16 protein-coding genes are annotated in these 15,007 nt (G+C 32.5%); 9 read left to right on the top strand and 7 right to left on the bottom strand.

The genetic code is table 11. The annotated features are described in order from the left end of the window. Positions 1–14 precede the first annotated feature (14 nt). From G314FT_RS09905 to G314FT_RS09885, 5 genes are all read right to left on the bottom strand, one after another. Positions 15–893 carry a cation diffusion facilitator family transporter gene (locus G314FT_RS09905; RefSeq protein WP_257701172.1) on the bottom strand — a complete coding sequence of 293 codons (879 nt, stop codon included), beginning with the start codon at positions 891–893 and terminating at the stop codon, positions 15–17. A 122-nt stretch (positions 894–1,015) separates the two neighbouring features. Further along, a complete protein-coding gene (locus G314FT_RS09900; protein ID WP_257701171.1) occupies positions 1,016–1,279 on the bottom strand; it encodes a hypothetical protein in 264 nt (87 codons plus the stop codon). 62 nt (positions 1,280–1,341) lie between these two features. Continuing rightward, the gene (locus tag G314FT_RS09895; protein ID WP_257701170.1) at positions 1,342–2,493 is read right to left on the bottom strand and encodes a pyridoxal phosphate-dependent aminotransferase; all 1,152 of its coding nucleotides are present in this window, start codon (positions 2,491–2,493) and stop codon (positions 1,342–1,344) included. Positions 2,494–2,545: 52 nt separating this feature from the next. Beyond that, on the bottom strand, positions 2,546–3,268 hold the full coding sequence (locus G314FT_RS09890; RefSeq protein WP_257701169.1) for an amino acid ABC transporter ATP-binding protein: 723 nt from the start codon (positions 3,266–3,268) through the stop codon (positions 2,546–2,548). Further along, entirely contained in the window at positions 3,261–4,718 is a 1,458-nt protein-coding gene (locus tag G314FT_RS09885) for an ABC transporter substrate-binding protein/permease (protein WP_257701167.1), read from the bottom strand. Before G314FT_RS09885 ends, G314FT_RS09890 begins: the two co-directional genes overlap by 8 nt. Positions 4,719–4,958: 240 nt before the next feature. Here G314FT_RS09885 and G314FT_RS09880 point away from each other — a divergent pair, with 240 nt between their 5' ends. The 6 genes from G314FT_RS09880 (at position 4,959) to G314FT_RS09855 (ending at position 10,123) form a co-directional block, all read left to right on the top strand. Beyond that, a complete protein-coding gene (locus tag G314FT_RS09880) occupies positions 4,959–6,614 on the top strand; it encodes a peptide ABC transporter substrate-binding protein (protein WP_257701166.1) in 1,656 nt (551 codons plus the stop codon). Between the two features lie 279 nt (positions 6,615–6,893). Then, positions 6,894–7,025, top strand: a complete 132-nt coding sequence (locus G314FT_RS09875; RefSeq protein ID WP_257701165.1) for an LPXTG cell wall anchor domain-containing protein — start codon at positions 6,894–6,896, stop codon at positions 7,023–7,025. 54 nt (positions 7,026–7,079) lie between these two features. Then, on the top strand, positions 7,080–8,300 hold the full coding sequence (gene pepT, locus G314FT_RS09870; protein WP_257701161.1) for a peptidase T: 1,221 nt from the start codon (positions 7,080–7,082) through the stop codon (positions 8,298–8,300). A 15-nt stretch (positions 8,301–8,315) separates the two neighbouring features. Beyond that, on the top strand, positions 8,316–9,257 hold the full coding sequence (locus G314FT_RS09865) for an NAD(P)-dependent oxidoreductase (protein WP_257701160.1): 942 nt from the start codon (positions 8,316–8,318) through the stop codon (positions 9,255–9,257). Between the two features lie 147 nt (positions 9,258–9,404). Continuing rightward, positions 9,405–9,605: a helix-turn-helix transcriptional regulator gene (locus G314FT_RS09860; protein ID WP_257701159.1), complete on the top strand. Its 201-nt coding sequence runs from the start codon at positions 9,405–9,407 to the stop codon at positions 9,603–9,605. Between the two features lie 5 nt (positions 9,606–9,610). Continuing rightward, positions 9,611–10,123: a DUF3278 domain-containing protein gene (locus G314FT_RS09855; RefSeq protein WP_257701157.1), complete on the top strand. Its 513-nt coding sequence runs from the start codon at positions 9,611–9,613 to the stop codon at positions 10,121–10,123. Between the two features lie 44 nt (positions 10,124–10,167). On the opposite strand, the gene G314FT_RS09850 is transcribed toward G314FT_RS09855, so the two are convergent. After that, positions 10,168–11,193 (bottom strand): lactonase family protein, encoded by a 1,026-nt coding sequence (locus G314FT_RS09850; RefSeq protein WP_481000445.1) that lies wholly within the window; start codon positions 11,191–11,193, stop codon positions 10,168–10,170. A gap of 259 nt (positions 11,194–11,452) precedes the next feature. Here G314FT_RS09850 and G314FT_RS09845 point away from each other — a divergent pair, with 259 nt between their 5' ends. Further along, on the top strand, positions 11,453–12,373 hold the full coding sequence (locus G314FT_RS09845; protein WP_257701148.1) for an RluA family pseudouridine synthase: 921 nt from the start codon (positions 11,453–11,455) through the stop codon (positions 12,371–12,373). 136 nt (positions 12,374–12,509) lie between these two features. Here G314FT_RS09845 and G314FT_RS09840 read toward each other — a convergent pair whose 3' ends face one another. Continuing rightward, a complete protein-coding gene (locus G314FT_RS09840; protein ID WP_257701146.1) occupies positions 12,510–12,875 on the bottom strand; it encodes a YxeA family protein in 366 nt (121 codons plus the stop codon). Positions 12,876–13,054: 179 nt separating this feature from the next. Between G314FT_RS09840 and G314FT_RS09835 the strand changes: the two genes are divergently transcribed. Continuing rightward, the gene (locus G314FT_RS09835; RefSeq protein WP_257701145.1) at positions 13,055–13,657 is read left to right on the top strand and encodes a carboxymuconolactone decarboxylase family protein; all 603 of its coding nucleotides are present in this window, start codon (positions 13,055–13,057) and stop codon (positions 13,655–13,657) included. A gap of 386 nt (positions 13,658–14,043) precedes the next feature. Further along, on the top strand, positions 14,044–15,003 hold the full coding sequence (locus tag G314FT_RS09830) for an ABC transporter substrate-binding protein (RefSeq protein WP_279348156.1): 960 nt from the start codon (positions 14,044–14,046) through the stop codon (positions 15,001–15,003). Positions 15,004–15,007 lie beyond the last annotated feature (4 nt).

The raw sequence follows: 15,007 nt of genomic DNA, 5'->3' as shown, positions 1-15,007 counted from the left end.
ATATCCTTTTAGCTTTATTTACTTGGATAAAAAGGCTCGACATGGACATCAATGTCAAAAATATCATATTTTTCTTTTAGCTCAGTTTCTAATTGATCGACTAATTGATGACTATTTTCAACAGTTAGAGTTGGATTCATTGAGACAACAACATCTAAGAACACATTAGCCCCTAAACTTCTAGCACGAATGCTAACGACATCCATAATACCATCCATATTCAGGATATCATTTTTATATACCGTTAACAAATCTTTATCAAAACCATCAGATAAATAAAATGTACTTTCCTTAAAAATTTCGTAAGCAGTTTTCAAAATAATACAACCAATGACAATCGCGGTTAATGTATCAAGCCAACCTAATTTAAATGATGCGGCAAAAACAGCGACAGAAGTACCAATACTTGTTAGCATGTCACTAAAATTGTCTTTAGCAACAGCGTGTAAAGCTTGACTATTATTTTTTTCTGCAATTTTTTTATTAATTAAATAAACACCATACATAATCGCTGCAGAAAATAGACCAACATAGGCAGCTAGTTGACTAGGCTGTTCCATTTGTCTGTCTATCACAGAACGGACACCATCCATCACAACTTGTACACCAACGGCAAACATAATCAAAGAGGTTAATAAAGAGGCGACGTTTTCTGCTTTCCAATGTCCGTATCGATGCTCGTTATCAGCAGGTTTACGAGAAACTTTTAGTCCGATTAAAACAGCAATAGAAGCAATCATATCTGTGAAGTTATTCAACCCATCAGCAGATAAAGCTTGAGATTTACCATAATAACCAGCAGCTAATTTGATAAAAGCTAAAAAAATGTAAGCAAAAATACTAATAAGGGCTCCTTTTTCTGCTTGTTTAATTTCATTAATCCTTTTTGTCAATAAACTCACTCCTTAAATGATACGAAAGTTAGTATAACAGACAAATGACCATTTAGAACAGATAGAAAAAAATATTAAGGCAACCTAAAAAATAAAATAAAAAGCCCCAAAATTAATTGAGGCTAAGCTGCGGGATTAATTAATACCCCGTTAATATTGTGGACTGTTGTTAAATTAATACGTTCATCATATTTTTCATCTGTTCCTTTTTTAGAAAAATTAAGGTATAGGTCATCACCATTATAAACTAATTCAAAAAAGTCGATATCATCATAGATAAAACGTTCAGAATTATTGTAGATAACGACAATTCGTCCTTGTGTAATATATAAATTTGATAATAATACTTTATTTTTTAGCTCAATAAGTGAATGTTTTCTTGGCATAATTATCTCTCCTTTTATGTGTAGTGTATCATAAATAACAGAGTTGATAAAATAATTAGAAATTATTCAAACGTTAGAGTTTCTAAACGATTAAAAGCTTCTTCTAAAACAGGAATATCTTGTGTCGCTGCTAATCGAATAAAGTTTGAACCACTTTCTCCAAAGGCTTGACCTGGGATAACAAGAATTTGTTTTTCTGTTAATAATTTTTTAGAAAAGGTGACAGAGTCCAATCCTGTCCGACTAATGTTAATGAAGGCATAAATACTTCCTTTTAGTGAGTGAACACTTAAAAATGGAATATCTTTGATACGTTTTTCAATATATTCTAAACGTTCTTTAAATAAATGAACCACTTCTTTTGATACATCTTGATAGTGTTCTAAAGCATAAATACCAGCTCGTTGAGAAGGAGTAGGAGCAGAGTAAGTCACATCTTCAGATAATAAATGACAGGCATCGTTAATATATTTTGGTGAAATCATATAACCTATTCTCCAACCAGTCATAGCAAATGTTTTTGAGAAGCTACTAAAGGTGATGGTATTATCTGGCGCTAACGAAGCCATAGGAGTAAAAGGTTCACCAAAAGTGAATGCCTCATAAACTTCATCTGATAAGATAAATAAATTATGTTTTATTGCGAGTTCCGCTATTTTAGTTAAGGTATCTTTAGAAAAAACGGCGCCAGTTGGATTGTTTGGAGAGTTAATGATAATGGCTTTTGTTTTTGGAGTAATAGCTTTTTCTAAAATAGTTGGATCAATTTGAAAGTCATCTTTCTCATAAGTTGGAATGATTACAGGCACACCACCAGCTTCAATAACTTGTGTTTTATAAGGCGAAAAGTAAGGTTCATGTATAATGACCTCATCTCCTTCATTTAGTAAAACTTGAAGAGTAAGATACATTCCTTGTAAGGCGCCCACAGTGGCTCTGACTTGATTTTTTTCAAAAGATAAACCATATTGTTTTTTATAAAAATTGATAACACTTGTTAAAAAGTCATCACTTCCATCAGAAGCGGTATAATGCGTGTGTCCATTAGAAACATCTTTAAATGCAGCATCAATAATTTCTTTAGGGGTTGTGATGTCAGGATCGCCAATAGATAAATTTAATAGGTTAGGAGTTTTACTGGCTAAATCTGTAAATTCCATTAATAAATTTTCACCTGGTATTTGGTAAAAAGCATTTAACATTGTTTTATTCATTGATATCCTCCTTAATAATAAAAAAGTCAAAGGTTTCTCCTTTGACTTTATTTTATAGTACTTTTTCTAAAAAGTCTTGTGTTCTGTCGTTTTTTGGATGTAAAAAGATGTCTTCAGGGGTTCCTTCTTCTTGAATCACCCCTTTATCCATAAAAATGACACGATCAGCTACTTCTCGGGCAAATCCCATCTCATGAGTCACCACCACCATAGTCATGCCTTCTTTGGCTAACGCATTCATTACAGCCAATACTTCTCCTACCATTTCTGGATCAAGCGCACTAGTCGGTTCATCAAATAACATAACATCGGGATGCATCGCTAGAGCACGCGCAATCGCGACACGTTGTTGTTGACCACCAGATAAACTTTTTGGGTATTGATTGGCTTTATCTTTTAGCCCAACTCGTTCTAATAGAGCAAGTCCTTCTTTATCAGCTATTTCTTGTGACTCATTTTTTACTTTTACTGGGCTAATAGTTAAATTTTCTAACACAGTTTTATGAGGAAAGAGGTTAAAGTTTTGGAACACCATCCCCATTTTTTGACGGAGTTGATTGATATCTACTTTTGGATCAAGTAAGTTGGTTCCTTCAAATTCGATGATACCACTTGTGGGTGTCTCGAGTAAGTTTAAGCAACGTAAAAACGTACTTTTACCACTACCAGAAGGGCCAATCACCACAACCACTTCACCCGCTTTTATATCTAAATTTATTCCTTTTAAGACGTCATTATCACCAAAGGATTTTTTTAAATCGTGTATCTTAATCATTGGCACCAATTCTCCTTTCTGCTACACCCAATGCACGTGAGAGGGTAAATGTTAAAATAAAATAAATAAATGATGCAATTAAAATTGGTAAGAATGGTTTAAAACTTGCGCCACGTACTACACCGGCTTGGAACATCAATTCAGACACCCCAATAACGGATACGACAGACGATTCTTTAATAACTGTCACGAACTCGTTACCTAAAGCAGGTAAAATATTTTTAATCGCTTGTGGCATGATGATGTATTGCATCGCTTTTTTCTGACTCATACCAAGAGAACGTGCAGCCTCAGCTTGGCCTTTATCAACGGCGTTTAACCCAGCACGGATAATTTCCGCGACATAAGCTCCACTGTTTAGTGATAAGGCCACACAACTTGATGCTAGAGCGCTTAAGTTAACCCCAATCACATTGAGACCAAAGAACACTAAAAAGATTTGAACAAGTAAAGGTGTTCCACGTACATATTCAATATAGACAACAGCGATGCCTTTGAATAGTTTATTTTTAGATAATTTCATTAAAGCAAGTAACGTTCCAAGTACACTCCCACATAGTACGCCGATAACGGCTAAGAAAATGGTATATCCTGTTCCTTTAATGTAGTAAGGGGCATATTTTTTCATAAATGATTCATCTTGGAACATATAAGGAATCACTTCTTGTTTGTATTCTTTCATTAAATATTTGTCGTTAATTTCTTTAATAGAAGCATTGACTAAATTTAAAAAATCGGGTGCATTTTTTTGTAATGCTACAGCTGTTCCTTTGTTAGCATTATCAAGTTTAACATCAGCAAACATTAACGACTCGTCTTGTGTTAGATAAGCTTCAGCGACTGGCTCTTCAATGACAGCAGCATCAATTTTCTTTTGTTGGAGTTGTAGAATAATATCAGGTACTTGTTGAAGAGAAACAGTATTAGCATGTAATTCATCATTAGAGAGTTCTTCTTGCATGGATTGAACTTGTGCACCGACTTTTATACCGTTAAAATCATCGATCGTTTTAAATTTATCTTTGTCTTCTTTTCTAATAACTACTTTTTGTTCAACAGTCATATAAGGGTCTGAAAAATCAACTTCTTTTAATCGTTCAGGAGATGGGGACATGCCTGAAATAATTAAATCAATTTTTCCGGTTTTTAGAGCACCAATTAACGCATCAAATCCATACTCTTCAACTTTTAATTTAACACCCATATCGTCTGCAATTTTTTGAGCGATTAAAATATCAGTCCCAACGACTTGATCTTTTCCATCCACTGTAGCGTGAAATTCATAAGGTGCATAATCAGCAGATAATCCAACTGTTAACACACCTTTATCTTTAATTCCTTTTAAAATAGTATCTTCTTCTGCAAATGTATGTAATGGCACTATAGTAGTTAGTACACCAATAATAAGTGTAAATAATAGCATTAACTTTTTGTTTAGTGAGTGTTTCATTACAAAACTCCTTTCTTTTTATCATGTTTTTCATTATAGAACAAATATAATTATTATTCAATATTTTTTGGATAAATGTATAAAAATAACTTATATTCAATTTTTAAAGATTATTTATACATTTTTTGAGAATGATTATGTTATTAAGATGATAAAGATTAAAAAGTAATTAAAAAAAGATTGAATTATTCTAATTGAACAGGTAGAATAAATCTCATTAGATGGAATAGGAGGAGTAGGATGAATAAAAAAATAAAAGTTGGGTTAGCGCTATTTAGCGCAACATTCCTATTAGCAGCATGCGGGGGAAATAAGGCTGATACTAAAAAAGAAAATAATTCTAAAGGGGAAGTTGAGCAAGTTGCTAGATTGGGGATACCACAAGAAGTTGCCTCAATTGATCCTGCAAACGCTACTGACTTAGTTAGTTTTGGTGTGATAAATCAGATAAATGAAGGAATTTATCGTTTAGATGAAACTAATAAACCAACTGCTGCAGGTGCTAAAGAATTAGCTACAGTTAGTGACGATGGATTAGAATATACAATAAAATTAAGAGAAGACGCGAAATGGAGTAATGGCGATCCTGTTGTGGCAGATGACTATGTTTATGCATGGCAACGAGCTGTCGATCCGAGTACAGGGTCTGAGTACGCATATCTTTTTGAAAATATTCAAAATGGGACTGAAATCATTGAAGGAGAGAAAAAACCGACTGAATTAGGCATAGAAGCAGTGAATGATTATGAATTAAAAATAACATTAGCCAATGCTACACCTTATTTTGATTATTTATTAGCTTTTCCAACATTTTATCCAATGAATAAAAAAGCAGTAGAAGAATTTGGTAAAGATTATGCGAATTCAAGTGATAAAACAGTTTACAATGGTCCGTTTGTATTAACAAATTTTGATGGTCCTGGATCAGATGTTGATTGGACTTATGAAAAAAATCCGGATTATTGGGATAAAGACAATGTTAAAATGGAAAAGATAGAGGCGCAAGTAGTAAAAGAAGCCTCAACCGCTCTTAACTTATATGAAGATGATCAATTGGATGATGTCATTATCAGTGGTGAATTAGCTCAACAGTACCGAGAAGATGCTGATTTTGTCGGGGTACCTGATGGAAGAACCATTTATTTAGAGATGAATCGAGAAAAGAAAAATAAACATTTTGACAACCTAAACTTACGTAAAGCTCTGTCGTATGCAGTAGATGGAGAAGCAATCGTCAACAATGTATTAGGAGATGGTTCTAAGACTGTATCCGGTATTGTACCTAAAGGTCTTTCATCAAATCCCAAAACAGGAAAAGATTTTGTTGAAGATTCAGGTAAGTACAAAGAGTTTGATGAAAAAAAAGCAAAAGAATATTTTGAAAAAGCTAAAAAAGAGTTGAATATCGACACTCTTAGCTTTGAAATTTTAACAGATGATAATGATTCAACTAAAAAAATAGCCGAGTACATCCAAGGTGCTTATAAAGATGTATTAGGAATTGAAACGGACGTAGCAGTTGTAACAAAACCAATTCGTCTTGATCGCACGACTGCAGGGGATTTTGATATGGTCGTGACTGGCTGGGGAGCGGATTATAATGATGTGAGTTCATTCTTAGATTTATTTGTGACAGGAAATAGTTACAACAAAGGGAAATACTCTAATCCTAAATACGATAAGTTAATAGAAGAATCACGAACAACTAATGCAACTAATTTAGAAGCGAGATGGCGAAATCATTTGGATGCTGAAAAAGTATTGTTGGGTGAAGATTATGCTGTTATTCCTCTATATCAAGTAGTTGAAGGACATTTAATTAATCCTAAAATCAAAGGATATGTTCGTCATACTGCAGGTGCACCATATGACTATAAATATATGTCAGTAGAATAATCATAAATTTGAGTATAGATATTTTACTTAGAATAGTTTTTATATAATTAATCAATAACATATAACAAAGCACCCTGTTGAATTCATGTAAAAGTGAAGTTGAACGGAGGTGTTTTTTATTATTAAAGCGAAGTAATTATAAAAAATCGTATAGTTGCTTCTTTTTTATTGTGTGGGCTAGTTTTTTTAACTTTGTTTTGAGTATCAAATTAAAATGATTTTTGTTATAATTAAGCAGTAGATACTGAATGTCTAGATGTCTAAAGGAGGTGTGTTTGCATGTTACCTCAAACAGGAGAAGTTATTATGAATTGGTTACCATATATTGGCATTGCACTTGTTGTCGTTGTAGTCTTTTTATTGTTTAAGAAGAAAAAATCTAATGACGATGAAGAACAAGATGAACAATAAAACAATAAGCACCTTCTTAGGTGTTTTTTTGCTATAAAGAAAAGGAGAGATAACATGTCAAAACTACTAGAGCGTTTTATTACATATGTCAAACTAAACACACGTTCAGATGCAAGTAGTAGTACCATCCCAACCACGTATTCTCAAGTGGAATTTGCTTTACTATTAAAACAAGAATTAGAAAAAATGGAATTAGAAAGTATTTTTTATAATGAAAAAAATGGGTTTTTAACAGCCAAATTACCTAAAAATAGTGATGACAAGATGACGTCAGTTGGATTTATTGCACATTTAGATACAGCTGATTATAATGCTGAAAATATCACACCACACGTCTTTTCTAATTATGATGGTGGTGATGTGGTATTGAATAAAGAAAAGAATATTATTATGAAAGTGAGTGAGTTTCCTAATTTAAAAGATTATAAAGGCGAAACATTAATTACAACAGATGGAACAACTCTCTTAGGTGCAGATGATAAGGCAGGAATTGTGGAGATATTAGAAATGTTGGACTATTTCATTAGTCACCCAGCGATTGAGCATGGTGATATTTATGTTGCTTTTGGTCCTGATGAAGAAATTGGGACAGGAGCAGACCATTTTGATGTGTCTTATTTTCCAGTGGACTATGCTTATACTATTGATAGTGGACGCATTGGACATTTTGAGTATGAAACGTTTAATGCAGCTCAAGCCACATTAACGATAGATGGGACAAGCGTTCATCCAGGGACAGCATATGGCATGATGGTTAATGCCTTAAAAGTAGCAATAAATATAGATGCACAACTTCCTCAATTGGATGTACCAGAAAAAACACGAGGTTACGAAGGATTTTATCTACTTCATGATTTAAAGGGAAGCATCGACTCAGCGACAATGACTTATATTATTCGGGATCATGATAAAGCTCGCTTTGCTGAGAGAAAAGACTATATGACACGACTTGTTGATGAAATGAATAAGACGTTTGATCGTCCAAGAATTTCTCTTCAATTAGTTGATCAATACTATAATATGAAAGACATCATAGAACAAGATATGAGAAGTGTTGATGTTGCTGTTAAAGCAATGAAACAGTTAAGTATTGACCCAATTATTACCCCTTTTAGAGGTGGAACAGATGGCTCAAAAATATCATTTATGGGTGTGCCTACACCAAATATTTTTACAGGTGGAGAAAATTTTCATGGGCAATATGAATTTATTACATTAGAATCGATGGAAACTGTTGCAAAATTATTGATAGAAATTGTTAAATTAAGTGATTAAAAGGAGAAACGATTTATGACTCAATGGTTATTAACATGTGTCGAATTAAAAGAAGAACAAAAGACTTACCTTCAGGATAATTTTCCAACAATTAGGGTTGCTTCAATTGACTTGTTAGCTGTATCAGATTACGAAAAAGTGACTATTATTTATGGATGGTCTGATAACCTTCCTTCATTGATTCATTTTCCTTCTTTAAAATGGGTACAAACTCTTTCAGCTGGAGTGAATTATTTACCATTAGAAGAATTGGCTAAACGAGATATTATGGTGACAACAACAAGTGGTATTCATGGTCATCAAATGACTGAAAGTGTTCTAGGAATGCTGTTTAGCTATACTAGAAATATTCGCGAATCTATTTTAAAACAAGAAAAACATGAATGGGGGATAGTAAATACCGGAACTGATTTAGTTGATAAACGGGTGTTAATTTTTGGGACAGGAAGTATCGCACAACAATTAGCAAAAACGTTACAAGTATTTGGTTGTGATGTCTTTGGAATTAATCGAAGTGGAAGACAGGTGGATCATTTTACACAAACGTTTAATTATCAAGAGGGGAAAAGTAGGTTAAAGACAATGGATATTGTAATTAATTTAATGCCTGGGACAAAGGAGACGTATCATTATTTTAATGACTATCTATTTTCTAATATGAAAGATGGTGTGATCTTTATCAATATGGGACGTGGTACTTCAGTTAGTACAAGTGATTTAATTTCTCATATTAAGACAGAAAAAATAGGATTTGCAGCACTGGATGTTTTTGAAGAAGAACCTTTACCTAAAGACAGTGAGTTGTGGAATTTACAAAATGTTTTAATTACCCCCCACATATCCGGTGCAACGGATAAATATAATGATCGTGCATTTACTATTTTAACGGATAATTTAATTAGATTTATGAATCATGAAGAGTTAAAAAATGTTGTGGATTTAAATTTAGGGTATTAACTTAATTATAAGCAGGGAGCCTCTTATTTTTATAGGGGGCTTTTTCATAATGATTTTTAGGATATGTCATATATAGTTGACAAAAAGTATTTAGAGAATTATAGTTAATTTAGTCATATATATATGTCATTTTTTAGAGAGGGAATTATGAATCGCATAAAAGAATATCGTAAGCAACAAGGATTATCACAAGCTGAGCTGGCAAAGCGTGTTGGAGTGGCACGTCAGACGATTAACTTAATTGAAAATACAACGTATAATCCATCATTAGAATTATGTATAAATATAGCGAAAGAACTTCAAACAGACTTGAATACATTATTTTGGAACGTAGAAGGTGGGGAATAAAAAAGATGAAGGATAGTATAGAAAAAAAGTTACTTAAGCGCTTTGTTGGTTACATTGATGACAGAGATGAGTATCAACAAAAGATGATTTATAAAATATTAGCTAATGCTAATATGATGACATTTATTTTACTCACGGTTTGTATGATGATTAGTTTTATCTGGGATGCTTGGCATCATACTGTGTCATTAGGAACAATCTTTTTATTTTTAATTCAGCAATTGAATTCTTATTATATTTTAGTAAAAACAAAGAAATTTGATGTCGTCAAAACAGAAGTATTTGATGAAGAAACTTATAAAAAAGAATTAAATAAAATTAAAAAAGGTGCTATTTTATCTGGTATGAATTGGGGGATTTTTATGTTTGCTTGGATGGAATTTTTATTTCCACTTATACTAAACGATCCCATTGAATTAAAATGGTTCAATATATGTGTGTGGTTTATTGCAAGTATACTATTTGGTGGATCAATGTATGTAGTTGGTAAGGGAAAATTGAAATTAATTAAAGAATAAAAAAGATGAGGTTGTTCAATGAACAGAATAACCTCATCTTTTATTTATTTGTTTTTTACACACACTACTTCTGGAGCAAAGACATCTTTTTGTAAAAGAGTCAGTAAGCCAGTTTCTTTGTTTCTTTCAAATAGAGTTAAGTTATCTGAATTTTGATTTGCTACGATAATAAAGTCGTCATTCTTTGATAGGTTAAAGTCACGTGGAAAATCTCCTTCAACAGAAATCCATTGTAACGTATTCAAAGTTTTACCATCCTTTGATACTTCGTAAACCACAAGTGAATTGTGCCCTCTATTAGATGCGTATAAGAATTTTCCATCTTTTGAGATACGAATAGCAGCGCCACTGTTAAAGTCAGTATGTGTTTCGGGTAGAGTTGAGATAGTTTGTAGACTTTTAAAACTACCAGTTGATGGATCATAATCCAAGACAATAACATCACTTGATAGTTCGCCAAATAAATAGGCAATTGATTTGTTTGGATGGAATACAAGATGGCGAGGTCCAGTACCGGGACTAGCAATAAATTTAGCAATTTCGGTTAATTTTCCATTGTTATCAACATCATAGGTGTAAACTGTATCGTTTCCTAAATCGCAGACTACTAATCGGTTATCAGGTGTTAAATCGGCATAATGGACATGAGGGCCGTCTTGATTTTCATGGGGACCGTTACCAGTATCTTGGATTTTATCAGCAAGTGAGACAGCCCCGTTTTCATCAATAGTATAAGAATATAAAATTCCTTGATGATAGTTTGCTCCGTAGACCACTTGTCGCTTGTTATCAACAGCGACATAGCAAGGAGGAGCTCCTTCTACCATGACACGATTGATTAAAGTATACTCTCCATTCCCTTTTGTTTTATAACTAGCCACACCACCTAAATTTTCTTCTTTTGCTACTGAATATAAAATCCCTTTGTTTGACACATCTAGATAAGTTGGGTTGTCTTCTTTTATTAAGTGATTTAAGTGAACAAGTTCTTTCTTTTTTGTATCTAATGAGATTTCATAAATCCCTTCACTGATTCTTCTTGTATATGAGCCTAATAAAAATTTTTCCACGTCACTCATTCCTTTCACATTGATGTGTTTATTATAACATTAGAATAAATTATACGCACTTTTGAGATAAAATATGAAATGAAATATTCTTTTGTTCATTAGATAATACTAGGAATCTATTGTTGTGGTGATAAAACTAGTGAAATTTTCATACAGAAGAGATGATGAAAAAAGACGGTCAACCTTGTTTATTTGTTACTGATTGTAGTAAGATGATGAATGAAGGATATTATGTAATAAGGAAAGAGTAAGGTAGATAATGAAAAAAAAGACAAAATCAAAACACATAAAACCTAAAAGTTTTCAAAGCACTCGTTTTACTGTCGAACAAGATGATGAGTTGTTACCATTTTTATTGACACATATTAATAAAAGTCGTAATGCGGTAAAATCTATTTTAACTAGAGGGCAAGTTGAGGTAAATAATACTCCGACAACAAAACACAATTATAAATTAACAAGTGGTGATGTTGTTAGTATTCAAAGTAATGAATCTTTGATGAAAGAAAAAGCGTTAATAGGCTTAACGGTTGTTTATGAAGATGATGATATTATTGTGATTGATAAGGAAGAAGGGTTATTATCAGTTGCGACTGATAAAGGAAATGAACCCACAGCACATAATCAACTAATGGGGTATGTGAAAAGAGACCATCCAAAAAATAGAGTGTTTATCGTTCATAGGTTAGATAAGGATACATCAGGCATCATGTTGTTTGCAAAAAAAGAATCTGTTAAGCGTGCATTACAAGATAGTTGGAAAGAATCAGTTAAAGAAAGAATTTATACTGCTCTAGTCGAAGGTAAAGTGAAAAAAGAAAATGGCACGATTACTTCTTGGCTAACTGAAAGTAAAACATTTAAAGTATACTCAAGTCCACATGATAATGGGGGGAAAAAAGCGATTACCCATTATAAAGTAACGCGACAAAATAATGATTATAGTTTGTTGGAAGTGTCACTTGAAACTGGACGAAAAAATCAAATTCGAGTTCATATGCAAAGTATTGGCCATCCAATTGTTGGAGATAAAAAATATGGGGCAACGAGTAATCCATTGAAACGGTTAGGATTGCATGCTACGACATTAGTATTTAATCATCCCACTACTGGAAAGAAAATGGTGTTCAAATCTAAAATACCACGTTCATTTATAAAGAAAACACAAGTAAGTAAATAAATTTTTGTTTTTCTACTAACGTAAATATTGAGAGGTATCTTAATTGATTAACAGTACATTATTTTAAGAAAAAAATAAATATAATAAAAAAGAGTAACCATTCAACTCATAATTCGAAGTTGAATGGTTACTCTTTTTAATTTAATTTTTCTTTTGCTTTAATTGGGATATTTTCTTTTTGAACTTCTTCCCAATTAAGGACACCTTTAATATCATTTACTTTGATTTTTAAATAAGCATTTTCTTTTAATGGTTTATCTTTGTAAGCATCAAATGTTATGTCTTTTTCATTTCCTTTGTCATCAACACTTGAAAGGCTATAAGTATAAATAGACCCTTGTTTGATACCTCTATCATCCAGTGCATCTTCAGTATTTGATGGTTCTTTAGTAATTTTGGTGTAATAATATATACCGCCCTGGTACTTATGGTAAAGATACATTGGAGTGGCTATAATGGCTATTAAAATAAGAAATGTTATGCCTTTTTTATAATATGTCATGTTAAATCATCCTCTCTTCAATTACTAAGTATAGATAAAAATAACGAAAAATTAACGAATCCAAAGATTGATTTTTATCTCATTCTCTAGGACTAGATAAGAAATAGACTAGGCAAAAAAGTATCTTTGAAAATAAATATAAACTATGATAAAAGTATTATGTATTTAGGAGTGTAAAAATGTTAATAGAAAAAGAATTAGCATCATTTAGTGAGCGTTATAAAAGACTTTATTATGCTTTTAGAAATATCCCAAATTGGCGTCGATCATTAAAAAAAGGAGTTTTATCAGAACATTTTAATTCTAGAATTATGTTGGCGGTTACAGAGGTGAATGGCTGTACTGTTTGTTCTTATGGGCATACTACAATGGCACTGGAATCAGGCATGTCTCAATCCGAAATTAATGAGTTGTTAGGTGGTGGGATGACTGAAGTCCCTTTAGATGAACAAATGGCTATCTTATTTGCTCAACATGTAGCAGACAATCGCGGAAAGGTATCTATTAAGTCATGGGACAATTTAGTAAAAGAATATGGTATTGCATTGTCAGAAGCCATTTTATCCTCAACACAGATTATTCTGATGGGTAATACATTTGGAATACCGATTGGATCATTTTTATCAAGAATCACAACTAAAGAGGCTTTTAAAAAAGATAATCGGTCAACTACCTATTACGAATTAGGTGTTATATTGTCGTTAATTGGTATGTTACCAGTTGCATTTATTCATTCGATCATTGCAGGAGTAGTAAAATTACCTCTAGCAGATTGTTATTAAATTAAATGAAAATGAGAAAAATGATTGACAGATTAGAAAACAATAGATATACTACATTTATCAAATTTAGATTGTGAGGCATTGCTATGAATAAAAAACAGCAAACTATACCGACACAACTGAATAATTTTTACTTTAGCTACTTTAGATAGTGTTTGTAGACATGTATATCATGGATGCAAACCGGAAAGTTTGTATCTATGGGGCTAAGGAATTTTAATGAGCAACGTTCGCCACATAGATTGTTAAGATAATCTAAGTGGCTTTAATATTTTTTTAAGATAGCGATACTGTATCTTTTTAAAGCATTGACTTAGATTATGATATCTAGTCAATGCTTTTTTTGTTGGCTTAAGTTGTAAAAAAGAAAAATGGAGGAAGAAAAAATGAAAAAAAATGTATTAAAAGGTTTAGTAGGATTGGCTGCTATTGGATTATTAGTAGGATGTGGTAATAAAGATAATGGTTCTAATGAGGGGATACAAAAAGTAGGAATACTACAATATATGGAACATAAATCCCTTGATAAAGCACGTGAAGGATTTATTGCGGAATTAAAAGATGCAGGGTATGAAGAAGGTAAAAATATAGACATTGACTCTTTAAATTCTCAAGGAGATCAAGCTAACTTGAAAAGCATGAGTGAAAAATTAGTTAAAGAAAAAAGTGATGTGATTTTAACCATTGCAACACCAGCAGCTATATCAGTTGCCACTGAAACAACGGGTATTCCAATCATATTTACAGCTGTGACGGATGCTGTGTCAGCAGGTCTTGTTGAAAGTAATGAAAAGCCTGGTAAAAATATAACAGGAACAAGTGATATGGTTCCTATAGACAAACAAACAAATCTTTTATTGTCAATTGTACCTGATGCTAAAACAATAGGAATCATTTACAATTCCAGTGAAGAAAATTCAGTGATACAAGCAAAATTAGCAAAGGAAGCAATTGAGAAAAAAGGAGTTAAGGTAAAAGAATCAACCGTTACTTCTACTAATGATGTACAACAAGTAATGACTGCACTAGCAGGAGAAGTAGATGGCGTATATATTCCGACAGATAACACGCTAGCTAATACGATGTCAACAGTTGGAGAGATTGCTAAGAATAAAAAATTGCCTATTGTGACTGGAGCAGCTGAAGATGTAAAAGTTGGCGCTTTAGCAACTTATGGTATTGACTATGAAAAATTAGGACGACAAACAGGAAAACTTGCAGTTAAAATTTTAAAAGGGGACGCGACACCGGCTGATTTAGCTGTAGAAACATCCACTGATTTGGAATTAGTAGTCAATAAAGATATGGCAAAAGCATTGGGGATTGACCCTTCAACGATAAAATAAGATA

This window comes from Vagococcus luciliae (assembly GCF_024637875.1).
Taxonomy (GTDB): Bacteria; Bacillota; Bacilli; order Lactobacillales; family Vagococcaceae; genus Vagococcus; species Vagococcus luciliae.
The sequence above is the reverse complement of the archived record's forward strand: the minus strand, read 5'-3'. Positions and strand labels throughout refer to the sequence as shown.